Annotated in this window: 38 protein-coding genes and 1 pseudogene; 2 read left to right on the top strand and 37 right to left on the bottom strand. The window is 43.6% G+C overall.

Annotated features, from left to right (window positions below; translation table 11 throughout):
* Nucleotides 1-117: 117 nt before the first annotated feature.
* From acpP to IQ457_RS05500, 5 genes are all read right to left on the bottom strand, one after another.
* On the bottom strand, nucleotides 118-354 hold the full coding sequence (acpP, locus tag IQ457_RS05520; RefSeq protein WP_068034635.1) for an acyl carrier protein: 237 nt from the start codon (nucleotides 352-354) through the stop codon (nucleotides 118-120).
* Nucleotides 355-661: 307 nt separating this feature from the next.
* Nucleotides 662-1,396 carry a 3-oxoacyl-ACP reductase FabG gene (gene fabG, locus IQ457_RS05515; protein ID WP_342343303.1) on the bottom strand — a complete coding sequence of 245 codons (735 nt, stop codon included), beginning with the start codon at nucleotides 1,394-1,396 and terminating at the stop codon, nucleotides 662-664.
* Nucleotides 1,387-2,355: an ACP S-malonyltransferase gene (gene fabD / locus IQ457_RS05510; RefSeq protein WP_144297875.1), complete on the bottom strand. Its 969-nt coding sequence runs from the start codon at nucleotides 2,353-2,355 to the stop codon at nucleotides 1,387-1,389. The genes fabG and fabD overlap by 10 nt, the downstream gene beginning before the upstream one ends.
* A 381-nt stretch (nucleotides 2,356-2,736) precedes the next feature.
* Nucleotides 2,737-2,919, bottom strand: coding sequence for a 50S ribosomal protein L32 (rpmF, locus tag IQ457_RS05505; protein ID WP_068408434.1), 183 nt, complete (start codon nucleotides 2,917-2,919; stop codon nucleotides 2,737-2,739).
* A gap of 328 nt (nucleotides 2,920-3,247) precedes the next feature.
* Nucleotides 3,248-3,841 (bottom strand): YceD family protein, encoded by a 594-nt coding sequence (locus IQ457_RS05500; protein WP_200662390.1) that lies wholly within the window; start codon nucleotides 3,839-3,841, stop codon nucleotides 3,248-3,250.
* 186 nt (nucleotides 3,842-4,027) lie between these two features.
* Here IQ457_RS05500 and IQ457_RS05495 point away from each other — a divergent pair, with 186 nt between their 5' ends.
* Both IQ457_RS05495 and IQ457_RS05490 read left to right on the top strand, forming a co-directional pair.
* Complete coding sequence (locus IQ457_RS05495) at nucleotides 4,028-4,732, top strand: elongation factor P hydroxylase (RefSeq protein ID WP_200662389.1); 705 nt, start codon at nucleotides 4,028-4,030, stop codon at nucleotides 4,730-4,732.
* Between the two features lie 241 nt (nucleotides 4,733-4,973).
* Nucleotides 4,974-5,594: an L-threonylcarbamoyladenylate synthase gene (locus IQ457_RS05490; protein WP_200662388.1), complete on the top strand. Its 621-nt coding sequence runs from the start codon at nucleotides 4,974-4,976 to the stop codon at nucleotides 5,592-5,594.
* Nucleotides 5,595-5,675: 81 nt separating this feature from the next.
* Here IQ457_RS05490 and rplQ read toward each other — a convergent pair whose 3' ends face one another.
* From rplQ to mreC, 32 genes and pseudogenes are all read right to left on the bottom strand, one after another.
* Nucleotides 5,676-6,035: a 50S ribosomal protein L17 gene (gene rplQ / locus IQ457_RS05485; protein ID WP_068408443.1), complete on the bottom strand. Its 360-nt coding sequence runs from the start codon at nucleotides 6,033-6,035 to the stop codon at nucleotides 5,676-5,678.
* 19 nt (nucleotides 6,036-6,054) lie between these two features.
* Nucleotides 6,055-7,062 carry a DNA-directed RNA polymerase subunit alpha gene (locus tag IQ457_RS05480; RefSeq protein WP_068408445.1) on the bottom strand — a complete coding sequence of 336 codons (1,008 nt, stop codon included), beginning with the start codon at nucleotides 7,060-7,062 and terminating at the stop codon, nucleotides 6,055-6,057.
* Nucleotides 7,063-7,143: 81 nt separating this feature from the next.
* Nucleotides 7,144-7,785 (bottom strand): 30S ribosomal protein S4, encoded by a 642-nt coding sequence (rpsD, locus tag IQ457_RS05475; protein WP_068408447.1) that lies wholly within the window; start codon nucleotides 7,783-7,785, stop codon nucleotides 7,144-7,146.
* A 48-nt stretch (nucleotides 7,786-7,833) separates the two neighbouring features.
* Entirely contained in the window at nucleotides 7,834-8,223 is a 390-nt protein-coding gene (gene rpsK / locus IQ457_RS05470) for a 30S ribosomal protein S11 (RefSeq protein WP_058368279.1), read from the bottom strand.
* Nucleotides 8,224-8,243: 20 nt separating this feature from the next.
* Nucleotides 8,244-8,600, bottom strand: coding sequence for a 30S ribosomal protein S13 (rpsM, locus tag IQ457_RS05465; protein ID WP_058025564.1), 357 nt, complete (start codon nucleotides 8,598-8,600; stop codon nucleotides 8,244-8,246).
* 254 nt (nucleotides 8,601-8,854) lie between these two features.
* Nucleotides 8,855-8,971: a 50S ribosomal protein L36 gene (gene rpmJ, locus IQ457_RS05460; RefSeq protein WP_011279805.1), complete on the bottom strand. Its 117-nt coding sequence runs from the start codon at nucleotides 8,969-8,971 to the stop codon at nucleotides 8,855-8,857.
* 32 nt (nucleotides 8,972-9,003) lie between these two features.
* On the bottom strand, nucleotides 9,004-10,335 hold the full coding sequence (gene secY, locus IQ457_RS05455) for a preprotein translocase subunit SecY (protein WP_180952577.1): 1,332 nt from the start codon (nucleotides 10,333-10,335) through the stop codon (nucleotides 9,004-9,006).
* A gap of 19 nt (nucleotides 10,336-10,354) precedes the next feature.
* Nucleotides 10,355-10,795 (bottom strand): 50S ribosomal protein L15, encoded by a 441-nt coding sequence (gene rplO / locus IQ457_RS05450; protein ID WP_068408451.1) that lies wholly within the window; start codon nucleotides 10,793-10,795, stop codon nucleotides 10,355-10,357.
* Complete coding sequence (rpmD, locus tag IQ457_RS05445; RefSeq protein WP_068408453.1) at nucleotides 10,795-10,974, bottom strand: 50S ribosomal protein L30; 180 nt, start codon at nucleotides 10,972-10,974, stop codon at nucleotides 10,795-10,797. The genes rplO and rpmD overlap by 1 nt, the downstream gene beginning before the upstream one ends.
* Nucleotides 10,975-10,996: 22 nt before the next feature.
* A complete protein-coding gene (rpsE, locus tag IQ457_RS05440; protein WP_068408455.1) occupies nucleotides 10,997-11,512 on the bottom strand; it encodes a 30S ribosomal protein S5 in 516 nt (171 codons plus the stop codon).
* A gap of 2 nt (nucleotides 11,513-11,514) precedes the next feature.
* The gene (gene rplR / locus IQ457_RS05435) at nucleotides 11,515-11,865 is read right to left on the bottom strand and encodes a 50S ribosomal protein L18 (protein WP_068408457.1); all 351 of its coding nucleotides are present in this window, start codon (nucleotides 11,863-11,865) and stop codon (nucleotides 11,515-11,517) included.
* A gap of 11 nt (nucleotides 11,866-11,876) precedes the next feature.
* Nucleotides 11,877-12,410, bottom strand: coding sequence for a 50S ribosomal protein L6 (gene rplF, locus IQ457_RS05430; protein ID WP_068408459.1), 534 nt, complete (start codon nucleotides 12,408-12,410; stop codon nucleotides 11,877-11,879).
* A gap of 194 nt (nucleotides 12,411-12,604) precedes the next feature.
* Nucleotides 12,605-13,003 (bottom strand): 30S ribosomal protein S8, encoded by a 399-nt coding sequence (gene rpsH / locus IQ457_RS05425; RefSeq protein ID WP_102077552.1) that lies wholly within the window; start codon nucleotides 13,001-13,003, stop codon nucleotides 12,605-12,607.
* An 11-nt stretch (nucleotides 13,004-13,014) separates the two neighbouring features.
* On the bottom strand, nucleotides 13,015-13,320 hold the full coding sequence (gene rpsN / locus IQ457_RS05420) for a 30S ribosomal protein S14 (protein WP_102077551.1): 306 nt from the start codon (nucleotides 13,318-13,320) through the stop codon (nucleotides 13,015-13,017).
* Between the two features lie 12 nt (nucleotides 13,321-13,332).
* Nucleotides 13,333-13,869, bottom strand: coding sequence for a 50S ribosomal protein L5 (rplE, locus tag IQ457_RS05415; RefSeq protein WP_102077550.1), 537 nt, complete (start codon nucleotides 13,867-13,869; stop codon nucleotides 13,333-13,335).
* A gap of 21 nt (nucleotides 13,870-13,890) precedes the next feature.
* On the bottom strand, nucleotides 13,891-14,208 hold the full coding sequence (rplX, locus tag IQ457_RS05410) for a 50S ribosomal protein L24 (protein WP_068408465.1): 318 nt from the start codon (nucleotides 14,206-14,208) through the stop codon (nucleotides 13,891-13,893).
* An 8-nt stretch (nucleotides 14,209-14,216) separates the two neighbouring features.
* Nucleotides 14,217-14,585, bottom strand: coding sequence for a 50S ribosomal protein L14 (rplN, locus tag IQ457_RS05405; protein WP_010196702.1), 369 nt, complete (start codon nucleotides 14,583-14,585; stop codon nucleotides 14,217-14,219).
* 181 nt (nucleotides 14,586-14,766) lie between these two features.
* Nucleotides 14,767-15,039: a 30S ribosomal protein S17 gene (rpsQ, locus tag IQ457_RS05400; RefSeq protein WP_068408467.1), complete on the bottom strand. Its 273-nt coding sequence runs from the start codon at nucleotides 15,037-15,039 to the stop codon at nucleotides 14,767-14,769.
* Nucleotides 15,036-15,233 carry a 50S ribosomal protein L29 gene (gene rpmC, locus IQ457_RS05395; RefSeq protein WP_068408469.1) on the bottom strand — a complete coding sequence of 66 codons (198 nt, stop codon included), beginning with the start codon at nucleotides 15,231-15,233 and terminating at the stop codon, nucleotides 15,036-15,038. The genes rpsQ and rpmC overlap by 4 nt, the downstream gene beginning before the upstream one ends.
* On the bottom strand, nucleotides 15,233-15,646 hold the full coding sequence (gene rplP / locus IQ457_RS05390) for a 50S ribosomal protein L16 (RefSeq protein ID WP_068034608.1): 414 nt from the start codon (nucleotides 15,644-15,646) through the stop codon (nucleotides 15,233-15,235). The genes rpmC and rplP overlap by 1 nt, the downstream gene beginning before the upstream one ends.
* Nucleotides 15,544-16,378: pseudogene (rpsC, locus tag IQ457_RS05385) on the bottom strand (30S ribosomal protein S3). Before rpsC ends, rplP begins: the two are co-directional and overlap by 103 nt.
* Nucleotides 16,379-16,381: 3 nt before the next feature.
* Complete coding sequence (rplV, locus tag IQ457_RS05380; protein ID WP_068408473.1) at nucleotides 16,382-16,711, bottom strand: 50S ribosomal protein L22; 330 nt, start codon at nucleotides 16,709-16,711, stop codon at nucleotides 16,382-16,384.
* 10 nt (nucleotides 16,712-16,721) lie between these two features.
* Nucleotides 16,722-16,997: a 30S ribosomal protein S19 gene (gene rpsS, locus IQ457_RS05375; RefSeq protein ID WP_010196682.1), complete on the bottom strand. Its 276-nt coding sequence runs from the start codon at nucleotides 16,995-16,997 to the stop codon at nucleotides 16,722-16,724.
* Between the two features lie 12 nt (nucleotides 16,998-17,009).
* Nucleotides 17,010-17,837 (bottom strand): 50S ribosomal protein L2, encoded by an 828-nt coding sequence (gene rplB, locus IQ457_RS05370; protein ID WP_068408475.1) that lies wholly within the window; start codon nucleotides 17,835-17,837, stop codon nucleotides 17,010-17,012.
* 11 nt (nucleotides 17,838-17,848) lie between these two features.
* The gene (gene rplW, locus IQ457_RS05365; protein WP_068408477.1) at nucleotides 17,849-18,199 is read right to left on the bottom strand and encodes a 50S ribosomal protein L23; all 351 of its coding nucleotides are present in this window, start codon (nucleotides 18,197-18,199) and stop codon (nucleotides 17,849-17,851) included.
* Nucleotides 18,196-18,798 (bottom strand): 50S ribosomal protein L4, encoded by a 603-nt coding sequence (gene rplD / locus IQ457_RS05360; protein WP_068408479.1) that lies wholly within the window; start codon nucleotides 18,796-18,798, stop codon nucleotides 18,196-18,198. The genes rplW and rplD overlap by 4 nt, the downstream gene beginning before the upstream one ends.
* 14 nt (nucleotides 18,799-18,812) lie before the next feature.
* Complete coding sequence (rplC, locus tag IQ457_RS05355) at nucleotides 18,813-19,451, bottom strand: 50S ribosomal protein L3 (protein ID WP_068408481.1); 639 nt, start codon at nucleotides 19,449-19,451, stop codon at nucleotides 18,813-18,815.
* 47 nt (nucleotides 19,452-19,498) lie between these two features.
* A complete protein-coding gene (rpsJ, locus tag IQ457_RS05350) occupies nucleotides 19,499-19,810 on the bottom strand; it encodes a 30S ribosomal protein S10 (RefSeq protein ID WP_010196670.1) in 312 nt (103 codons plus the stop codon).
* Nucleotides 19,811-20,238: 428 nt separating this feature from the next.
* Nucleotides 20,239-21,831: an Rne/Rng family ribonuclease gene (locus IQ457_RS05345; RefSeq protein ID WP_200662387.1), complete on the bottom strand. Its 1,593-nt coding sequence runs from the start codon at nucleotides 21,829-21,831 to the stop codon at nucleotides 20,239-20,241.
* Between the two features lie 226 nt (nucleotides 21,832-22,057).
* On the bottom strand, nucleotides 22,058-22,744 hold the full coding sequence (locus IQ457_RS05340; protein ID WP_200662386.1) for a Maf family protein: 687 nt from the start codon (nucleotides 22,742-22,744) through the stop codon (nucleotides 22,058-22,060).
* Between the two features lie 65 nt (nucleotides 22,745-22,809).
* Nucleotides 22,810-23,295: a rod shape-determining protein MreD gene (gene mreD / locus IQ457_RS05335; protein ID WP_200662385.1), complete on the bottom strand. Its 486-nt coding sequence runs from the start codon at nucleotides 23,293-23,295 to the stop codon at nucleotides 22,810-22,812.
* Nucleotides 23,296-23,485: 190 nt separating this feature from the next.
* The gene (gene mreC / locus IQ457_RS05330) at nucleotides 23,486-24,346 is read right to left on the bottom strand and encodes a rod shape-determining protein MreC (protein ID WP_102077546.1); all 861 of its coding nucleotides are present in this window, start codon (nucleotides 24,344-24,346) and stop codon (nucleotides 23,486-23,488) included.
* Nucleotides 24,347-24,549 lie beyond the last annotated feature (203 nt).

Here is a 24,549-nt window from a genome sequence, read left to right as displayed (position 1 = left end):
AGCAAATATAAGCAGTAAAACAGAGAAATAATCACTACCTCTAAAAAATAGCGTTAAAAAAAACCGCTTATCAATAAAGATAAACGGTCATAGCACACTTATTAATCGAATAATTAATTACAATTGCGCTTGTACGTAATCAATGGCTTTTTGAACAGTCGTTAATTCTGCTGAATCTTCATCAGGAATAGTGATGCCAAAATCGCTTTCGAATGACATAACCAATTCAACTAGGTCTAATGAATCAGCGCCTAAGTCTTCCATGAATGAAGCATCATTATTGATATCTTCAACGTTCATACCTAATTGTTCCGCTACCGCAGATTTAACTCTTAGCTCGGTATCATTACTCATGTAGATTTCTCCTTTTTGATCTATTATTTCGACAAATTGCCATAGTCTTATGATAAAGCGCTATGGCAGTATATATAAAATGGGCTGGTCAAATTAGCACGGCTGTCTGGAAGACAGATAACCAATTATACGTTTTGACTAATGTCTGCTAAAACCTAGCTATCATACAGGGCTTTGACAAAAAAGTATCCGCTATTATAGCACCCTTTATTATAGTTTACACTCGTTCACAGAGTTTTTTATTATAACTATGTAACGCACCGTTATAATAATAAATAACGCTAAATTAGAATAATAACTTCTAACCCTACATGTACATACCGCCATTGACAGGAATAACCGCGCCAGTAATATAGCTGGCTTCATCACCTGCTAAGAAAAATACGGCGGCGGCAATATCTTCTGGCTGACCAAGACGGCTGATTGGAACCGCATCAAGCATTGAGTTAAGTAGGCGCTCGTCAAGCTCATCGGTCATATCGGTTTCAATAAGACCCGGTGCCACACAGTTAATCGTCACTTGGCGTGAGCCGATTTCGCGCGCTAGCGTTCGGCTAAAGCCTTCGACGCCGGCTTTAGTGGCCGCATAGTTAGATTGACCCGCATTGCCCATTTGTGCAACCACAGAAGTAATATTGATGATACGACCACGACGCGCTTTCATCATTCCGCGTACTGCCCGCTTACTCATACGATAAACCGAAGTCAGATTGGTATCGACAACATTGTTCCAATCTTCATCTTTCATACGCATCAATAAACCATCTTGAGTAATACCGGCATTATTAACCAGCACTTGTACGGCACCGTAAACACTTTCGATTTCTTCAAATAACTTATCAATCTGCGCCGTATCGCGCACGTCTAGCACGCGCCCAATACCGCCACTATCGTTTAAGTATTCTTCGATAAGTGCTGCGCCTTTTTCGGTGGTCGCGGTGCCAATGACAAAGTGTCCTTCTTTGGCAAAACGTTTGGCAACGGCTTTACCGATACCGCGGCTTGCGCCTGTCACTAATGTAATCGTACGGCTCATGATAATACCTCCATCAACTTATCTAAACGGGCAGGCTTGTCGGTAGGATAACTCACAATAGGATGTGCTTGACGCTTGGCCAAATTACTTAAAACATTACCACTGCCACATTCGATTAAAATATTAATTTGCTTGTCGGCCAATTCCTGCATGGTTTTTGACCATAAGACTGGTTCACTGAGCTGCTCGGTCAATGCTTGCTTGATAGCGACTGCATTGCTTTCAACGCGCGCATGGCGGTTTTGAATCACTGGAATGGCCGCTTGATCAAATTGAATGGCTGCCAACTCTTGCGCCAAAGCGCTAGTCGCAGGCTCCATAAGCGCACAATGCGACGGCACACTAACCTTTAATGGGATGGCTTTTTTACCGGTATTTTGAACTTTATCAATCACGGCATTGACACCAGCGGCGTTACCTGAAACCACCACTTGACCTGGACTATTAAAGTTTGCGGCGCCAACAATGGCATCATCAACGTGCTCGGTCGCTTGTTCGCATAAGTTTTCGACGCGGTGGTCTTCAAGACCCAGTACCGCTGCCATCGCTGTATCGACCCCTGCCACCGCCTCTTGCATCAATTGACCGCGTTTATGCACCAGTTTGACCGCATCAGCTAAGGATATTACGCCAGCAGCACATAAGGCACTATATTCACCCAAGGAATGGCCCGCTAGGTAACAAGGCTTATCTTCTATTTTTTGTTGTAAAATGCGCCAAATAGCGATACTAGCAGTCAATAAAGCCGGCTGAGTATATTGGGTTTGGTTCAGTTTGTCTTCGTCCTGACAAATTACCCATAAGTCTTCACCAAGCGCTGTACTGGCTTCGGTAAAGGTATCACGAATTTCAGGATAGGTTTCAGCAAGCTCGCTCAGCATACCGACCACTTGTGAACCTTGTCCAGGGAATAGCACAGCTATACGGGTGGGTTGTTTTTTTACCATATCGGGTACAGAGGCCATAACCAATATTCCTTATTTAATTGGAAATACCCCTAAATGAATGGGGTTTATTATAGAATTAGAGACTAATAAAAAGATTCGCTGTACAAAGCACCGCTATCATTATTCCTTTAAGACAGCTGACTGCTATTAAACTATACACTGACGCAGACAATAAGCATAGTTATCAAAGACTGAACGCTTAAAATGTGATATCTCTATAATCACTACTTGATAAAAAATAGATAACAAAAAGCCAAGATATCTGACTTCATAATATATGATAGCGAGATAACTTGGCTCTTGTTTGCTTAAACTGCTTGCACCATAACAACTGTGTAAAATTATCGATAGTCATTAGAACTACCAGCATTTTGCATCAACCATCAGTGGGCAAATAAATTAAGCGTCTTGACTAACTTTGAAAAGCTGGCGACCACGATAGAAACCATCTTTAGTCATGTGATGACGACGATGTTTTTCACCAGTAGTAGCGTCGATGCTTAATTCAGCCACTTCCATACGATGATGTGAACGGCGCATGTCACGACGAGAACGACTTTTACGACTTTTTTGAACAGCCATGATATAGCTCCTATACTTAAAAGGGTTAAGCTTGAAATTCAGCTTTAATCGATACCGACAGAGGCTATATAATCACAACAACCTAAGTCTTACGCATCATTAGTTAAATAGATTGCCACACGTATTAAAGTGCTGACTACGTCTAAAATCTATAGTTCGTTTGCGAAGCCAGCTTTTCTCTGCCAGCGGCAGGTTGCTAGAATGCAATAAACGGGACATTATACGCATGTTTCGCCAATTAATAAAGCCTTGCTTTTCACTCTTGGGCAAAAAGCTGATAAAAGGTGAAAAGTAACGTTTTATCGACGTTATGCTGCCAGTTATGCGGTTATAACTTACCTTTCAGCGACGCTAATGCCGCAAAAGGATTCTCATTTTCCTCTTCTTCTGGAATGTCACCAAACTGCTCAACGCTCATCTCACAGTCATCATGCTTTGGTGCCATAGGCGCTTTTAGCAAAATTTCATCTTCGATCAATTTTTTAAACGGCAATAAACGCTCAGGCGCAGGCTCAGTGATAATTTCATCGAGCAGCAAGTAATCCTGCTCTTCACCGACCAAACGCACTTGGCTTTCGTTATCTAACAATGCAATATCATAATCATCAGTCAAATCAATGGCAATCGGTTGCAAACAACGCTGGCAGGTCAACCATATCTCACCTGTGAGAGTAAAAGACAAATGCAACACATTATTATGGCGATATAGGTTGGCTTTAAGCTCAAGGTTTGATTGCTCGTGCTCAGTCGATAGTATGGCATTTAGGCGCTCAAACGAACGCGGTGCAACTTGCCCTGACCATTCAAAACCACTGTCTTCCCATTTGCTTAAAGAAACATCTTCTGGCAGGTTGGTCGACATTGCGGCTGCTGTTTTGTCAGCCTGAAGCGCTGACGGCTTGTTTATTGGAGTGCTTGACATGCGCGGCCTCATTCATCAAAAACGGTGTATAATATTGCCTGCCATACTAACGGAAAGCGCTGATGAGCGCTAGGACTAGTATGTTAAGATTTTTGGTAAGTGCTTTCGTATTAAGTTTGCATTTACCTTAGCTTGCTCGCGTTACAAATCACGCGCTCTACATTTTTATTTGGTTAATATATTCATATGATATCGCCTGCTGTGGATCCTGACTTTTCTGTTTTGCTTTCTGTTTCTGACGCTAAGCGTTTGCTACATCGTTTAAATACTTTAGAAACCAAAAAGCCACCTGAGTTTTTGAGCGCTATTTCAAAGATGCAGTTAAACGCACTGTCAGAACAATGGCAGAAAATTATCCATACTGAAAATATCAACACTGTTGATAAGAATGAAAAAACAGCGACCGATTGGCTGATAAGTCTCTTTAATACGTTATTTGCCCACCAGCACGTTATCCTAGTACGTGGCGCTGGCGAACCAGAGTACTTTCCTGCCAAAGACAATCAGCCAGCACGTATTGAATTTGCCCATGGTTTCTTTCAAAGCGGATTGCATGAGTGTAGCCATTTTTTTATTGCAGGTGAACGTCGTAGACAGCTCTCTGACTTTGGCTACTGGTATGCACCTGATGGGCGCACAGAAGTTCAACAACAAGCGTTTGAGCGTGTAGAAATCAAACCACAAGCGTTAGAGTGTTTATTTACTTTAGCGTGCAGGCGTCCTTTTCAAGTTTCGCAAGACAATCTGTTTGCCACCTTTGATACCAGTACCAGCACCTTTGCGCAGGACGTCTATCAGCAGGCCAAAGCATATATCGCTGAACCTCACACCATACCACGTGATGCCAAAATATTATTGCAAGCATTATTGACGCTTTGCACTATTGATTAGCAACACAAAATTGTTCTCTGTATATGTATTTCCTATCGAAAGTAATCCGTGGCGGTAGTGTTAACGTTTCCCTACTCACCGTAACGCCTTGCTAATAAAATTATATTTACTTTGCGTTATACTGATTGAATAGTAGCTCTATCTTTTGATGCAGTCAGAGAGATAAGCTAGAAAACGAAATAATTTCATTTTTTAAAAACTGCCTATGAAGCACTTTATAATTATAAAATAAGGAAAAATCATGCAAGTATTTTACATTCATCCGGACAACCCACAACCGCGGCTTATCGAACAAGCAGCAGATTTATTACGTAATGACCAATTACTTATCTATCCTACCGATACCAGTTATGCGTTTGGCTGCCGCTTAGGCGCTAAAGACGCGCTAGAAAAGCTTAAACATATCCGAGAGCTTGATGATAAGCATCAATTTACCTTGTTATGTCGCGATTTAAGTGAAATTGCCAACTATGCCACGGTAGACAATGTGCAATTTAAACAGCTAAAAGCGCATACGCCGGCGCCGATTACCTTTATTTTAAACGCCACCAAAGATGTACCTAAGAAGTTGGCGCATCCTAAGAAAAAAACCATTGGTATTCGCGTGCCAAGCAATCCTATTGCGCAAGCATTGCTAGCAGCGATGGACGAGCCTATATTAACCAGTTCACTCATATTGCCGCACCGCGATGACATATTGGACGATCCCTTTGAAATTGAAGAGCTACTCGGTAATCAAATAGATGGTCTCATTAATGCTGGTATCAAAACCACCAAACTGACTACTATCGTCGATATGACCACTAATCAGCCCGAAATCATCAGACAAGGTGCTGCTGACGTCAGCTCACTCGTACCATAAATAATAGCTTTTATAAATAAAAGGCATAAAAAAAGCTCCAAATTATTGGAGCTTTTTTTATTATACAATGAGCGTATAAAATTAGTCACGATCAACCAATTCTACATAAGCCATTGGCGCATTGTCACCATCACGGTAACCGCATTTTACGATACGCAAATAACCACCTGGACGAGTTTGGTAACGAGGACCTAACGTGCCAAATAGTTTGCCTACCATAGTTTTGCTACGCATACGGCTAAATGCCAAACGGCGATTAGCAACGCTGTCTTCTTTAGCCAAAGTGATTAATGGCTCAGCAACACGGCGCAATTCTTTTGCTTTTGGTAAAGTTGTTTTGATCAGTTCATGCTCAAATAATGAGTTGGTCATGTTCTGAAACATTGCCTTACGATGACTGCCGGTACGACCCAGCTTGACTCCACTCTTACGATGGCGCATAGTCAAAAATCCTTAAAGTTTAACGGCTACGATAAGAAAAGCGATCATCGACACGAAGGTCAGCTGGTGGCCAGTTGTCTAGGCGCATACCGAGCTCTAAATCTTTAGACGCTAATACGTCTTTGATTTCGGTCAATGATTTCTTACCAAGATTTGGGGTTTTTAGAAGTTCAGTCTCTGAACGCTGTACCAAATCACCGATATAGTAAATGTTTTCAGCTTTCAAGCAGTTGGCTGAGCGAACCGTTAGTTCAAGATCGTCCACAGGGCGTAATAGCACCGGATCAACCTCTTCTTTTTCTTTCACAGGCTCAGGCGCTTCTTCAGCTTCTAGGTCAACAAAGATAGAAATCTGTTGTTGTAAAATAGTGGCTGCTTTACGAATTGCTTCTTCTGGATCGATAGTGCCATTAGTTTCAAGCTCGATGATAAGACGATCAAGATCGGTACGTTGTTCTACACGTGCGTTCTCAACCTGATAAGCAACACGCAGTACTGGGCTAAAGCTTGCATCAAGCTTTAAGCGTCCAATCGCTTTAGTGTCACCATCTTCACGGCGCTGGTTTGCTGGCTCATATCCACGACCCATTACCACACGCAAACGCATCTTAAGATGGCCACGGTCGCTCAATGTACCCAATACCAATTCTGGATTGATAATATCGACATTATGCGGCAACGTGATGTCTGCAGCAGTAATAGTGCCTGGACCTTGTTTATCCAAGGTCAAGAATACTTCATTTTGGTCATGAAGGGTAATCGCCAAGCCTTTTAAGTTCAAAAGCAAGTCAAGTACGTCTTCTTGTAGCCCTTCAAGCGTTGAGTATTCATGGTCAACACCATCAATCTCCGCTTCAATGACTGCAGCACCAGGTAATGAAGATAACAAGATGCGACGTAAGGCATTACCTAAAGTATGCCCAAAGCCGCGTTCTAACGGTTCGAGCGTGACTTTCGCAATTGTTTCATTAACCGTATCCACGTTAATGGCGTTCGGCGTTAGAAACTCAGTTGCACTTAGCATCATGATGTCACCTCGATTTATTAAACTGGTTTAATTAACGTCAATTGCTCAATGCTATTATTATAACATCGAGCAGTACGTTACTTACTTAGAGTATAGCTCAACGATCAAGCTTTCGTTGATTTCAGCAGGTAGATCAATGCGATCAGGCGCTTGTTTAAACGTGCCCTGTAGCTTGCTGTGGTCAACATCTAGCCATTCTGGAATACCACGTTGTGTCGCTAGTTCAATAGCGTTTTTAATACGTAGTTGTTCGCGAGACTTCTCACGGATAGCGACGACATCACCATCTTGCAACTGAATTGATGGAATGTTCACACGAACAAACTCATCACGACCAGCTTTTTTAACCATCACAGTGCGATGGCTAACTAGCTGACGTGCTTCAGCGCGAGTTGAGCCAAAGCCCATGCGATAAACGACGTTATCAAGGCGACTCTCAAGCATTGCTAACAGGTTTTCACCAGTAGCGCCACGCTTACGAGCAGCTTCTTTATAATAGTTAGCAAACTGGCGCTCTAGTACACCGTAGATACGCTTAACTTTTTGTTTTTCACGTAACTGTAGAGAGTATTCTGAGCTCTTATTACGACTGACACCATGTTGACCAGGTGGACGAGCCGCTTTTTTCGTTTTTACGTCATATGGTTTAACACCAGACTTAAGGCCTAAGTCTGTACCTTCACGACGTGATAATTTGAGTTTTGGTCCAATATAACGGGCCATTGTTATGTCTCCTATAAGCTCTTATGATAAAAAGCTTCGTCTTTAATATTAGACGCGGCGCTTTTTCGGCGCACGGCAACCATTGTGTGGGATTGGGGTTACATCAGAGATGCTGTTAACTTTATAACCCAATGCACCAAGTGCTCTTACCGCAGACTCACGACCCGGTCCTGGTCCTTTAACCAAAACGTCGATATTCTTAACACCATATTCTTGAGCCGCTTTACCAGCGACTTCAGCTGCAACCTGAGCGGCAAATGGTGTAGATTTACGTGAACCACGGAAGCCTTGTCCACCTGAAGTGGCCCAAGCCAGTGCATTACCTTGACGATCGGTAATCGTAACAATGGTGTTATTAAAAGACGCATGGATATGGGCAACGCCCTCCGATACTGAACGACGAGTCACTTTTTTGCGACTACGAGTGTCTTTAGCCATCTTTTAGCTTCCTAAGTTAATTATCTTTTGAGAGGGCGTGTCGGACCCTTACGAGTACGAGCGTTGTTCTTGGTGTTCTGACCTCTAACTGGTAGGTTACGGCGATGGCGGATGCCACGGTAACAACCAAGATCAACCAAGCGCTTGATATTCATTGACACTTCACGACGAAGATCACCTTCAGTCATGTAATTTGCAACTTGTGCACGGATAGCATCTAACTGTGTATCATCTAACTGGCTAACTTTAGTAGTAGGGGCAATGCCAACTGCTTCTAAGATTTTCTGAGCAGTGGTACGACCTATACCAAAGATATAAGTTAGTGAAATAACAGCATGCTTATTATCCGGAATGTTTACGCCGGCAATACGAGCCATTGATTTCTCTCCATTAAAGAAAAATATCCTTATTGTTTGAATAAGGGGGTATTCTTCAGATTTGTTGCTGTCGATACCAAAGCTTTTATAATTATTATCGCTGCTTCAACTTGATAACAAGCCTATTCATTGACCATTTTATAAAAGATTTTGCATAAACTACGGCAAGTGGCGGATGATATCGCATCCGCCGTCATTTTTCAAGTATTAATTGTATAAATCCAATAAGCGTGACGCTTTATGTCTTTAAAATATTAACCTTGACGTTGCTTGTGGCGAGGTTCTGCGGTACAAATAACATGTACACGGCCTTTACGGCGCACAACTTTACAGCTACCACAAATCTTCTTAACTGATGCTTGAACTTTCATAGCATACTCCTTTGAGATATCGTACCGCTCATTTAAGGTTGAGTGGGCGATTGAATTAACGTCTGATCATGATATTGATGGGTCATCAAATGCGCTTGGATTTGCGAAATGAAGTCCATTACCACAACCACCATAATCAGTAATGACGTACCACCAAGTTGAAACGGCACACCAAACGATGACTGCACGACCATTGGCATTAAACAAATAACCGTCATATACATCGCGCCAATAAAGGTCAGTCGGTTTAATACATGATCAAGGTAACGCTGAGTTTGTTGTCCGGGGCGAATACCTGGGATATACGCACCACTACGTTTAAGGTTTTCGGCGACTTCACGCGGACTAAATACCAATGCCGTGTAAAAGTAACAGAAGAAAATAATCATTGCACCAAACAGAACCAAATATAGCGGCTGTCCTGGAGACAACACTAATGCCATATTTTGTAATATCTTTTGGGTAAAGGTAGGATCAGCAGACTGACCCACCCACTGCCCCAAACTTGCTGGGAACAACAATAACGAGCTGGCAAAAATGGCGGGAATAACCCCGGCCATGTTTAGCTTAAGCGGCAAGTGTGACTGCTGCTGAGCATAAATTTTGCGCCCTTGTTGTTGTTTTTGGGCATAGTTTACCGGAACACGGCGCTGCGCACGTTCAATATAAACGATACCAGCAGTCACTGCGATGCCTAACAATACAAAGATAAAAAGCACAATCAAGTTCATTTGCCCTTGATTGACCTGTTCGATAGACTGTGAAATCATACCTGGCGTACCAGCCACAATACTCGCAAAAATGAGCATTGAGATACCATTACCTACGCCGCGCTCTGTAATCTGCTCACCAAGCCACATTAAGAACATAGCGCCTGCTACCAGTGAGGTAACCGCTGGAATATAAAACGTCAAACCAGTAGATAAGGTAAGATTCTGACTGATTAAGCCAGCACACATTCCTAATGACTGTACCAGCGCTAATCCAAGCGTGCCTTGACGGGTGTACTTGTTTAGCTTACGTCGTCCCGCTTCGCCTTCTTTTTTGAGGGCTTCAAGCGATGGCAACACCGCAGACATCATTTGTACAATAATCGATGCTGAGATATATGGCATGATACCAAGCGCCATGATGGACATACGCTCTAGTGCACCACCTGAGAACATGTTAAACATGCTCAAAATGGTATTTTCGTTGCGCGAAAACAGATCAGCCAAATTAACCGGATTGATACCCGGTACAGGAATATGCGACCCTAAACGATAAACAATCAATGCGCCGATTAAGAATAATAAACGCGTCCATAATTCATCATACTTACGTATAAATGCAAATGGATTAAGCGGTATACCAGTCGATGACATTGATTGTTTTGACACGTTACTACTCCTCGATGCTACCACCAGCAGCTTCGATTGCTTGCTTGGCGCCTTTAGTCACTTTGATACCTTTAAAAGTATAAGCTTTAGTGACTTCGCCTGACAACATAATACGAACGCGTTTCATGTCATGACGGATAACGTTAGCAGCTTTTAGTGTTTCAATGCTAACCACATCGCCTTCGACTTTGTTTAATTCAGACAGACGAACTTCAGCAGTCGTCATTGCCATTTTACTGGTAAAGCCAAATTTTGGTAGGCGACGATATAAAGGCATTTGACCACCTTCAAATCCTGAGCGGATGCTAGAACCTGAACGAGATTTCTGACCTTTTACACCGCGACCACCAGTTTTGCCAAGACCTGAACCGATACCACGACCACGACGTTGGGCAGTTTTTTTCGCGCCAACACCTGGTGATAATTCATTTAATCTAAGTCCCATTACGCTTCCTCCACTTTTACCATGTAGTTGACGCGATTGACCATACCACGGGTTGAAGGAGTATCTTCTACTTCAACAGTATGACCAATACGGCGTAAACCCAATCCTTTCAAGCTCGCTTTGTGGCTCTTGAGGCGATGGGCACCCGATTTAAATTGAGTGACTTTCATTTTTTTCATCGTAACTCACCTAGTTTCTAAGTTAACCCAAGATTTCGTCTACAGATTTACCACGTTTTGCTGCCATCTTTTCTGGAGTTGACATATCACGTAAACCGTTGAATGTTGCACGTACAACGTTTGCCGTGTTGGTAGAACCATGAGATTTCGTTAAAACGTCTTTAACACCAGCAACTTCTAATACTGCACGCATTGCGCCACCAGCGATTACACCAGTACCTTCAGATGCAGGCTGCATGTAGACTTTACTAGCACCATGACGTGCTTTGATCGGATGGAACAATGTTGCACCATCAAGCTCAACAGTAATCATGTTGCGCTTAGCAGCTTCAAGTGCTTTTTGAATAGCGGCTGGTACTTCACGTGCTTTACCACGACCAAAACCAACACGGCCATTGCCATCACCCACTACGGTTAGCGCAGTAAATGAGAAAATACGACCACCTTTAACCACTTTTGCAACGCGATCAACGGTAACTAAGCGTTCTACTAGACCGTCAGTCTGTTCATTTTTATCATTTTTATCATTTCTAGCCATGATTAAAACTCCAATCCGTTTTCGCGAGCAGCTTCAGCTAAAGCTTTTACTCGACCATGATATTTAAAACCACTACGGTCAAAGGCAACTTTAGTAATACCAGCTGCTTTTGCGCGTTCTGCGATCAATTGGCCCACAGACGTCGCTGCATCAACGTTACCAGTTGCACCTGAACGTAAGCTGCTGTCTAAGGTAGATGCCTGAGCAATCACTTCACCACCGTTTGGAGAGATAATTTGGGCATAAATATGTCTTGGGGTGCGGTTAACCGTTAAGCGATTTACGCCTAAAAAACGGATATGTGCACGGGTTTTCTTTGCTCGACGTAGACGAGCTGCTTTTTTATCAAACATTTCAACTCACCTTATTTTTTCTTGGCTTCTTTGCGAATCACATGCTCGTCACTATAACGAATACCTTTACCTTTATAAGGCTCTGGTGGGCGGAAACCGCGGATATTAGCCGCTGCTTGACCAAGCTGCTGCTTATCGTTTGATTTTAAAACGATTTCAGTTTGCGTTGGGGTTTCAGCTGATACACCTTCAGGTAGCGTATATTCTACTGGATGTGAGTAACCAACGTTTAGCGTTACTTTATTACCAGTAGCTTGAGCGCGATAACCAACACCAATAAGTTGAAGGCGTCTTTCAAAACCTTCATTTACGCCTATTACTAAATTGTTTAGTAAAGAGCGCATGGTGCCAGTGTGCATCATGGCTTCTTTTGAATCGGCTGCAGGTGAGAGAAGAATTGCATCATCTTCCTGTTTTAGCTCGACCAATTCATGCAGGCGTAAAGACATATTGCCATTTTTGCCTTTAACTTCGACCTGCCGATCGTTCAAAGTAACACTTACGCCGCTAGGCAGTGCTACTGGGGCTTTAGCCACACGAGACATAGGAATATTCCTTAAAAAAATTAACTTACTTTTATTAGCGAAAAAACTAACAGGCTAAAAAGCGTGTTAGTTTAGCATAATTGACTGCATTAGGCACCTATCAATGTTAAAAAATATGTATTATAAAATTGATAAGTGCCTAACAACGATCAAGTAGACTTTATCGTCTCGTTACCGATAGCAATGATTGCTAATTAGGCAACGAATGCAACGATTTCACCACCGATACCAGCAGCGCGTGCAGCACGATCGCTCATGATACCTTGGCTGGTCGATACGATAGCAACACCCATACCTTGTTTAACAGTAGGGATAGCGTCTTTACCGCGATGCTGGCGTAAACCAGGACGGCTATAACGTTGAATCGTTTCAATAACCGCTTTGCCCTCGAAGTATTTTAATTCGATGGTCAAAGTTGCTTTATTGTTGTCTTGCTCAGTTACAACAGCGCTGGCCACATAACCTTCACTAACCAACAGGTCAGCGATTGATTTACGTAGTTTAGAGCTCGGCATTGCTACCGATACTTTATTAGCCATTTGTGCGTTACGAATACGGGTTAGCATATCCCCAACGGTATCTTGCATACTCATATCGTTACTCCTTACCAGCTTGCTTTACGAACACCAGGCACATCGCCTTGCATGACACGCTCACGCAGCATATTGCGTGATAAGCCAAACTTGCGGAAGTAACCGTGAGGACGACCAGTGATAGCACAACGATTGCGCAGACGTACTGGAGATGCGTTACGTGGTAGAGCTTGTAGCTCTAACATCGCTTCCATACGCTCTTCGTCTGATGCGTTGATATCATTGATAGTTTCTTTTAGCTTGATACGCTTTTCAGCATACTTAGCAACCATTTTTTCGCGTTTTAATTCGCGGTTAATCATGCTCTTCTTTGCCATAACGTCTTTACCTTATTTAAATGGGAAGCCGAATGCTTTAAGCAACGCACGACCTTCTTCATCAGTACCAGCAGACGTGGTGATGGTCACATCCATACCGCGGATACGATCAATCTTGTCAAAGTCTACTTCTGGGAATACGATTTGTTCTTTGATACCCAATGAGTAGTTACCACGTCCGTCAAAGGCTTTAGGTGAAAAACCGCGGAAATCACGAATACGAGGAATTGCAATGGCAATGAGACGATCTAAAAATTCGTACATTTGCTCACCGCGTAGCGTTACTTTACAGCCAATTGGCCATTCTTCACGAATCTTAAAGCCAGCAACTGATTTGCGCGCTTTGGTGACGACAGGTTTTTGACCAGCAATAGCGGTCATGTCAGCTACAGCACCTTCAAGCAATTTTTTGTCTTGAGACGCGCCGCCTACACCCATGTTAAGCGTGATTTTAGTGATTTTAGGCACTTGCATCACGTTCGCCAAACCAAGCTCTTCTTTGATTTGTTGCTTTAATTCTTCGTTATATAAAGATTTTAATCTTGCCATTACCATTACACCCTTAGTGTCTTACGCAGTCGCCACTACTTCACCGTTCGAACGATAGACGCGTTGTTTCTTGCCGTCTTCACCGAACTGATAAGTAATACGATCAGCTTTTTGGGTTTGCGCATTTAGAATTGCGACATTAGAGATATGCAAAAAAGCTTCTTGCTTAACGATGCCACCTTCAGTACCAGTTGCCTGATTTGGCTTCTGATGTTTGGTGACAATGTTGATGCCTTCAACTTTAATACGATCGTTTTTTACAGCTTGTACAGTACCTTGCTTGCCTTTGTCTTTCCCAGCAATCACGATAACTGTATCGCCTTTACGTAATTTTGACATGGATTACCTCACAATACTTCTGGTGCTAGTGATACAATTTTCATAAACTGATCACCACGTAGTTCACGAGTTACCGGTCCAAAAATACGAGTTGCTATCGGTGCTTTGTTTTGGTTCAACAATACCGCAGCATTGTCATCAAAACGCAGAACTGAACCATCAGGACGACGAACGCCTTTTTTGGTACGTACAACTACAGCATTCATCACGTCGCCTTTTTTGACACGACCACGCGGAATGGCTTCTTTAACCGTTACTTTAATAATGTCGCCAACTGATGCATAACGACGATGAGAGCCACCCAGTACTTTAATGCACTGAACTCGTCTTGCACCGCTATTGTCTGCAACTTCCAGCATCGATTCAACCTGAATCATAGCGTTACTCCACACGTATGAGCAATAAAAACCAGTTGCTGCCGCTAGCACAGAATGAGTAGTCGGCATTTTAATATTAATAACCGCTGCTACTCTTAATGTGAGTGATATACGCTCGGCGCAATCAGCATCCTTAAAAAGGCGGCTATTTTAACAGCTTCTGGCTTTTAATGCAATTTACTTAGATTTTTTCTACTTTTTCAACCACTTCAACCAAAGTCCAAGACTTGGTTTTTGAGATTGGACGCGTTTCTTTGATGCGGACAAGGTCGCCTTGTTGACAAACGTTATCTTCATCATGAGCCTTGATTTTTGTAGAACGACGAAGCTGTTTGCCATACAAAGGATGACGAACCAGACGCTCAATCAAAACTGTGATGGATTTGTCCATCTTGTCGCTGACAACTCGTCCTGTCAATACGCTAGCATTAGCTGTTTGATTGTTATCGCTCATGAGTCGCCTCGTTGTTTCTCGTTAATCAAAGTCTGAATCTGAGCAATCGTGCGACGATTGCTTCTGACTTCATGGGTGTTACCCAACTGACCCGTTGCTTTAGCCATACGAATACGGAAAGCATCAAGTTGCTTTTCATCAAGTAACTGAGTCAGTTCTTCTAATGATTTATCACGTAATTCACTGATCTTCATTACATTATCGTCCGCTTAACAATGGTAGTTTTAAAGGGCAGTTTTGCTGCAGCAAGCGTTAACGCTTCGCGAGCAAGTTCTTCTGAAACCCCTTCGAGTTCATATAGCACTTTACCAGGTTTGATTTCGCATACCCAATACTCGACTGGACCTTTACCTTTACCCATACGTACTTCTAATGGCTTATTGGTAATAGGTTTGTCTGGGAATACACGAATCCAAATCTTACCGCCACGCTTAATTTTACGAGTGATGGTACGACGTGCTGCTTCAATTTGACGGGCAGTCATACGACCACGAGTCAACGATTTTAGACCAATTTGTCCGAATGCAACGGTGCTTCCACGGTGAGCAAGACCTGTGTTACGACCTTTGTGCATTTTACGAAACTTGGTACGTTTTGGCTGTAACATAGTTTAACCTCTGTCTGTGTTTCGACGGTTTCCGTTTCCACGACCACGGCGTTTTGGCGCACGAGTCTGCTCTTCTTTGACGGGATTGTATACGCTGTTCATACCGTCAAGGATTTCGCCACGGAAAATCCAAACTTTTACACCGATAGTGCCGTATGTGGTTTCTGCACGAATTGACGCGTAGTCAATATCAGCGCGGAGTGTATGCAATGGTACACGACCTTCACGGTACCATTCAGTACGAGCAATCTCAGCACCGCCAAGACGGCCAGACAGCTCAACTTTGATACCTTTAGCACCAGAACGCATGCTGTTCTGTACGGCGCGTTTCATCGCACGACGGAACATAACACGGCGCTCAAGTTGGCTGCCGATACCGTCTGCTACCAAACGTGCATCAAGATCAGGTGATGTGATTTCTTCAATGTTGACCTGAGCAGGTACGCCCATAATTTTGGTCAATTCTTTTTGAAGTCTTTCGATATCTTCGCCTTTTTTACCGATAACAATACCAGGACGCGCAGTGGCGATGGTAATCTTAGCAGCACCAGTAGGACGCTCGATCATGATATTGCTGATCATAGCGTTGTCTAGTTTTTTACGTAGATACTCACGAACTTGAATGTCGTTGATGAGGTATTCTGAGTATTGTTTAGGGTTAGCATACCAGTTTGCGTTATGCTTTTTGACAACACCAAGACGAATTCCGATTGGATGTACTTTTTGACCCATAACTTATTCTCCTACCTTTATAGTGATGTGACAAGTACGCTTACTGATACGATCAGCGCGACCTTTAGCACGTGGTAGGATACGTTTTAGCGTAATGCCTTCATCAACGTAGATGGTTGATACTTTAAGGGTATCGATATCTAAACCGTTGTTGTGTTCGGCATTGGCGATGGCTGAGTCAAGACATTTCTTAACGAAGACAGCGCCTTTTTTATTACTATACGTTAGGATATCCAAAGCACGCTCGATAGATTTGCCACGAACTTCATCAGCAACGAGTCTAACTTTTTGTGCCGATATGGCGGCACCGCGTAATTTTGCAGTTACTTCCATGGTAAGCACCTTATCTCTTAGCTTTCTTGTCAATGCCATGACCACGATATGTACGAGTCGGGGCAAATTCACCTAGTTTATGACCAACCATCTGCTCGCTTACGATAACCGGTACGTGAGTACGGCCGTTGTGAACAGATAAGGTTAGGCCAACCATTTGTGGCAAAATCATCGAGCGGCGCGACCAAGTTTTAATTGGTTTGCGTGAGTTGGTGTCTAATGCATTCTCAACTTTAGCAAATAAGTGCGCGTCTATGAATGGACCTTTTTTCAATGAACGAGGCATGAAATTCTTCCTTTATTTCTTCTTGGCGCGGCGGCGGATGATCATACTGTCAGTACGCTTATTATGACGCGTTTTAAGTCCTTTAGACTTCTGACCCCATGGGCTGGTTGGATGGCGACCTTTGTTACGACCTTCACCACCACCGTGTGGGTGATCAACCGGGTTCATAGCGACACCACGAACAGAAGGACGAACACCGCGCCAACGTGAAGCACCGGCTTTACCAAGTGATTTCAAGTTATTTTCAGTGTTAGAAACTTCACCAATAACAGCACGGCAGTTCACGTGTACGCGGCGAGTTTCACCTGAGCGTAGACGTAGAATAGCATAAATACCGTCACGACCTAGTAGCTGAACGCTGGCACCCGCAGAACGAGCTAGCTGTGCACCTTTACCGATTTTAAGTTCGATATTGTGAATCACAGTACCCAATGGGATGTTTTTCAGTGGTAAGCAGTTACCTGGACGGATTGGAGAGTTCTCTCCTGACATGACGGTATCGCCAACTGCTTGTTTTTTAGCAGCAATGATATAGCGACGTTCGCCGTCAGCGTACTTAAGTAAAGCAATGTGTGCAGTACGGTTAGGATCGTATTCGATACGCTCAACCACAGCTGGGATATTGTCTTTAGTACGTTTAAAATCGATAATACGATAATGCTGCTTATGACCACCACCAACGTGACGGGTCGTGATGCGACCATTATTGTTACGACCACCTGACTTACTTTTTGATTCGAGAAGCGCTGCAAAAGGACGACCTTTGTAAAGGTGTGGATGCACCACTTTTTCAACAAAACGACGGCCTGGTGATGTTGGCTTTGCTTTTACGATAGGCATGAGTGTAATCCTTATTCGTTGTTCGCTGTTTCACTAGTAGAAGCAGTCGTGTTTGCGACTTCTTCACCAGCATCAGCCATTTGTACATCTTGACCAGCTTTTAAGGTAACGTAGGCTTTTTTATAGTCATTACGACGGCCGATATTTTTACCAAAACGCTTTGTCTTACCTTTAACATTCAAAGTGTTTACTTTTAAAACTTCAACGCCTTCGAACATCATCTCAACCGCTTTTTTGACTTCAAGCTTAGTAGCATTAGAGTCAACTTTAAATACCTGTACACCAAGTGAGTCGCCAAGCATTTGAGATTTTTCTGAGAATACAGGCCCTCTTAAGACCTGATAAAGTCTTGCGTTATTCATGCTAGTGCTTCCTCAAATTGTTTCGCAGCTTCAACTGACATGATTACTTTATCAAAAGCAATCAAGCTCACTGGATCCACTTCGTTTGTACCAAGTACATTGACGTGTGGGATGTTGCGCGCAGCTAAGTATAGATTTTCGTCAACTTCTTTGGTGACGATGAGTGCACGAGGTGCGCCCAAATCATTTAACTTTGCAATCAGCTCTTTGGTCTTAGGACCAGAAACGCTTAGCTCTTCAACCAAAATCAAACGCTCTTGGCGAATCAATTCGGCTAGGATGCACTGCATCGCACCGCGATACATTTTGCGGTTAACTTTCTGTGACCAATCTTGTGGTTTGGCTGCGAATGCACGACCACCTGAACGCCAGATTGGGCTACGAATAGAACCTGCACGAGCGCGACCAGTACCTTTTTGGCGCCATGGCTTGATGCCACCACCAGAAACTTCGGCACGGGTTTTCTGAGCGCGTGTACCTTGACGAGCACCAGCAAGATATGCGGTGACGACCTGATGCACTAATGCTTCGTTGAATTCACGACCGAAAGCCGTATCAGAAAGCTCAACTGCCGCCCCTGTAACTGTTTTTAAATCCACGTTAATCCCCTTGCTTAGGCTTTGACTGACGGACGTACGATGACATCGCCACCGGTGGCACCTGGGATAGCACCCTTGATGACAAGTAACCCTTTTTCAACATCAACCGATATCACTTCTAGGCCCTGAACGGTAACGCGTTTGTTACCCATTTGACCTGGCATTTTTTTGCCTTTGAAGACTTTACCTGGTGACTGGTTTTGACCAGTTGAACCAAGGACACGGTGAGACACTGAGTTACCATGAGTGGCATCTTGCATGCTAAAGTTGTGACGCTTTACGCCGCCTTGAAAGCCTTTACCTTTACTCTGTCCTGTGACATCTACAATCTGACCTTGTTCGAACAAGTCAGCTAGGATCTCACCACCAATTTCACGACCTTCAAGATCGCTGTCATTGGCACGAAACTCCCATACACCACGGCCAGCTGCAACGCCAGCTTTAGCGAAGTGACCTTTTTGTGCAGCAGTTACGCGGCTGTCACGACGAGTACCTGTGGTAACTTGAATGGCTTGATAGCCATCTACATCAGTATTTTTTACTTGAGTAATGCGGTTAGCATGGACCTCAACCACTGTAACAGGAATAGATTCGCCTGCTTCAGTGAAGATACGGGTCATGCCGCATTTTTTACCGACTAAACCGATCGCCATTTTAGACCTCTTTATATCTTATATTAATGGGTTGGGTGTGTTTTGCATTAACCCAAAGCAATTTGAACGTCAACACCCGCCGCTAAGTCTAACTTCATTAGCGCATCCACAGTTTTGTCGGTAGGCTGAACGATATCAACCATACGCTTGTGAGTACGGATTTCGTACTGGTCACGAGCGTCTTTATTAACGTGTGGTGAGGTTAGAACGTTGAAGCGCTCAATGCGAGTCGGCAACGGTACAGGACCACAAACTTGCGCACCGGTGCGCTTTGCAGTATCAACGATCTCTTGTGCAGATTGATCAATCAGACGATGATCAAAAGACTTAAGACGGATACGGATTCTCTGGTTAGCCATGCCAGCAAGCTCCTAATATGTGCTTTTGTCATTCTTGCTTTGCAAAGATATGAGCAAAAGCCGTTTGGTTAAATATTCACTTTAAGCGGCCTTCTGTTCTTAACCAGAATGAGTTCGTTACCGGAACTTATAGCGTGCCAAAAGCAAAATAGTTTAAAGCCCCGCCGACCCTTCCATTATAGGATGTCAGCAAAGGCATAATGAAATAGTGCTAGAAACGATGCTCTAGCTGTCATAGCGCCAGCTGTTTAATTGGCTGCGCATATATAATTCAGTGGTGTGTATTATACATAGTATTTCACTCATTGCAAGGGTAATATCGGCAGTGTTTTGAGATATCCCCCTTTATAAACAAGCGTTTTTATCGATAGTTTCCTTATCAAAACCTCATTTAAGATACTTTATAATGGTATAAGTTTACGCTGGCGCTAGTCCAAAACGATGTCATATTGCTCTTGGGTATAGAGATTTTCGACCTCAAAGGTAATCACTCTACCTAATAGATACTCTAAATCTGCCACGGTGTCTGATTCGGTGGTCAATAGTAAGTCAATGACGGCAGCATGAGCAACCACGGTAAACTTCTTAGGCGAGTTATAGGTGCGCGCACAGCGCATAATCTCGCGAAATATCTCAAAGCAAACGGTTTCAGCCGTTTTAACAAAGCCGCGACCCTGACAGGTTGAGCAAGGCTCACAAAGCTGCTGCCCAAGCGACTCACGGGTGCGTTTACGCGTCATTTCAACCAGTCCAAGCTCACTGACTTGGGTAATTTTGGTTTTGGCGTAGTCTTGCGCTAGCTGCGCTTGCAGGCTCTCTAAAATATCGTCTTTATGCTGCTGCTCAAGCATATCAATAAAATCTAAGATAATAATGCCGCCAAGATTACGCAGGCGTAGCTGGCGTGCGATGGCGTGGGTGGCTTCTAAATTGGTTTTATATACCGTATCTTCTAACGAGCGACCGCCGACAAAAGAGCCAGTATTGACATCGATGGTGGTCATGGCTTCGGTTTGATCGATAATCAGGTAACCGCCAGACTTTAAATCGACACGACGTTTTAAGGCATCACGCAAATCATCCTCGACACGGTGGACATCAAACAAGGAAGGCTCGGCGGTATAATGCACAATACGGTCGTAGACGAAAGGCACAAACTCTTTAGCAAAATAACGGACTTGCTCATAGATTTGCGCGTTATCAATCACTACTTTTTCGGTATCGGCATGCACCAAGTCACGAATGGAGCGCAGCGGCAGTGATAATTCTTGATAAATAAGCTCAGAGCTTTGATTTGGTTTTGTTTCTTGGCGACGGGCGCAAATGGTGCGCCAGAGCTGCAATAGATAGTAAATATCTTCTTCGAGTTTATTAACCGGTACGCGCTCAGCGGCGGTACGCGCAATCAGGCCACCTTGTAGGTTGACCGTTTGCATCAGGCTCGCCAGTTCAGTCTTGAGACGAGAACGTTCTTCTTCGCCATCAATACGCTGCGAGATACCGATATGATCGCTCGATGGCAGATAGACCAAGTAACGTGATGGCAGCGATATATTGGTAGTTAAACGCGCGCCCTTGCTACCGAGCTGGTCTTTGGTAACTTGTACTAAGATACGTTGGCCTTCGTGCAGCCGATGCTGGATAAGAGATTTTGTAACAGCTACAACCTCAGTACTGTGCGCACTGACCACAGGCGGCGTCACCGCCAAATCATCAGCGGTAGCTTCGATAACAGGACGTTCGTTATCAGTATTTTCTGAGGTCTTATTTTTGCTCTCGCTGACAGGACGCGGTTCGCGCTGCATATCATTGACATGTAAAAACGCCGTGCGTGACTGGCCGATATCGACAAAAGCCGCTTGCATACCCGGAAGCACGCGTACTACCGTGCCCAAATAAATATTACCGACCAAGCCCAGTTTATGATGACGCTCGATATAAATCTCGCCCAACACCCCGTTATCTAACACGGCGACGCGCGATTCCATGGGACTAATATTAATCAGCAGCTCTTCGGACATAATATTTTCTCTTAGCACTCAGCTTTCTTGTGAAGCGTTCATCGTTTGGTAGCCTCACAGTGTACCAAATGCACCTTGGGTTTGCCCATTATCCTAGCGTGTCATTATGTGCAAATGATTGAGTGATAGCCTTTTGCCAGTTCATATAAAATTAGCCGTTTAATTGTCTTAAACCAAATACGCTCTACTCTAACCTATTTATTTGCCCAGTTTATTTCTTCAGTGCTTAGGCTTTATCGTTGGCGCTGATAGCTGTGATATTTTTAATCAACGCCACAGTTTGTGCCAGCGGTAAACCAACCACATTGGTATAGCTGCCATTAATGCGGCTTACCCAGGCGGCGCCCAAACCCTGAATACCGTAGCCACCAGCTTTATCAGCAGGCTCGCCGCTGTCCCAATAGTTTTCCATCATCTCTTCGGTTAAAGGAATAAAGGTGACATCGGTGCGCTCAGTGATTTGTTGTTGATTCACGATTTGAAATGCTCTGCCGGAGTTTGGAGAGCTTGAAGGCTTAACAGATAACAATACTTGAGTTGCTTGTACCGCTGTCCATACTTGGTGGGTGTCATCAGACATCTGTTGCCACATGCGATAAGCGTCTTCACGGCTATCAGGTTTAACCAATACCGTTTTACCATCGGCTAAGACGCCAATGGTATCAGCGGTTAAAATAATAATTGATTCAGATAAATCAGTTTGCCTGTCGTTTAACTTTTTATTTAGCTCTTTATTTAATTGCTCTAGCGCCGCTTCTGCTTTGCTAGCAACCATACGTTCAATATAATCTTTAGGAGATTCATTCACATGCGGCGTTTCATCAATATCGACGCTCATGACCGTAAAGTCGAGTTGCGCTCTGGTTAGCAGCTCATGACGACGCGGCGAGCCAGACGCTAAAATGAGATTCATTGTGATAACTCTTATTTTATAAATTTATGGTTTTTCAGCTTTATGAAACAAATAAATGTAAAAAACTAGCGGGCAAATCTCCGTAATGCCAATAGCACCAATGGCCAGCTGATGATACTCATAAGCAACGATAGAGCAGATTGGGCAACAAAGGTATTTTGGATAAATAGTTGCAATATCCATAAGCTGACTTGGAAAACAACCAATCCTAGGCTTGCAATAAGCCAAGCGCTAATGGTATTAAGCTGTCTGATATAAATACTGGTGATTTTTATGACCATTGCGACCATAACGGCGGCGAACGCTTGCTGACCTAAGTGAGTATCCATTAATAAATCGGCGATAATACCAATAGCAAAGGCGCTGAAAATCCCGACATAGCGCGGCTGAAACAGTAACCAAAAAATCAGCACCATGACCATGACCATTGGGCGCAGTGCGGCCATACTTGGGCTTAAAGGATAGACGCTCAGCGATGAGGCAATAATGAAACTCAGTATAATCAAGGCTGGGAGTACGCCAGTTACATCATCAAAATCCGCGTATGCCATGAATACTTACCTTTAGCGAGAGTTTAGCAGCTATTTAATCGTTCATTTAATATTGAAAAGAGTAGCAGCGCTAGTTGACCAAACAATTTTGAATACTATTTATCTTATCTGTCTATCCAGACGTCTATGTGATTGTCTATGCTATAAATAATGACGCGCAATGTGGACTTATGAGTAAGCTGACAAGCCCTTAGTTTTCTTTAATACCGGCATTTCTTCTATTAACCAGTTTATCTTGCAGCACCAACACATAAGCGTTATCAATAAAATTTGCTGCCGGCGTGACTTCAATACTTCTAAAGTTATCTTCTTGCGTGTCTTCGACATGGGCGATACGACCAACGCGATAGCCCGCCGGAATACGTCCGCCCAAGCCTGATGACACCAGCTCATCGCCGACGCGCACATCTGAGGTTTTAAAGACGTAGTTAAGGCGTAATGAGGTCGGTATGCCCTCGCCTGTGACGATAGCCCGCTGTCCGGTGCGTTTGACGGTCACAGCAACCGATTGCTGCTCATCGGTAATCAGCAATAAGCGACTGGTATTGGGGTAAACATTAATAATCTGACCTAAAATGCCCACTTCATCGATGACCGTTTGACCCACTTGCACGCCATCTTGCTCGCCTTTATTCAGTACCACAATTTGCCTGAGCAGATTGGTATCCGTTCCAATCACTTGCGCTAGGTTTAAATCAAATTGCTCAGGGCGCGTGGTCGATAAGATACCTTGCAAACGCGCGTTCTGTGCCAAGACATAATCCTGCTGCTGCAGCTTAGCTTGGGCATGGATAAGTTGCGTTTTTAGCTGCATGTTTTCACGGCGTAGCGCTTCTTTCGACTGCAAGCTGCCGCTCGACCAGTGTTTTGCATAACTTGGCAATAACGACAGCTCATAAATAGGCTGCATGGCGGCATGGGTGGTCGAGCGTATCGGCTTAAACCATTCTGGATTCTTGCTATCAAACCACATCAACACCAGCGCCACTATCAATACGATAGCAGTCTTACGAAGCGCGAGCGGCTGACGAGCAAAAATACTTGGAATCATAATTGGTCTAATCTAGAGGTTTTAAGGTGAGCAACAGTTGCGATGCGCCATAAGAGCAACAAATATCAGCATATAGCGTCAGTTCAAAATAATGTCGACACGTTAATAACCACGCGTGACTTATCGTACTTTTATTGCATTTTGGTATGGCTAAATGTCATTAAAGGCAACCTTATTGGCTACCTTTAATAGGAAAAAACAAA

This window comes from Psychrobacter sp. M9-54-1, from assembly GCF_016613355.1.
Classification (GTDB): domain Bacteria; phylum Pseudomonadota; class Gammaproteobacteria; order Pseudomonadales; family Moraxellaceae; genus Psychrobacter; species Psychrobacter faecalis.
Note: the sequence above shows the minus strand (reverse complement) of the source record. Positions and strands in the feature narration are given on the sequence as shown.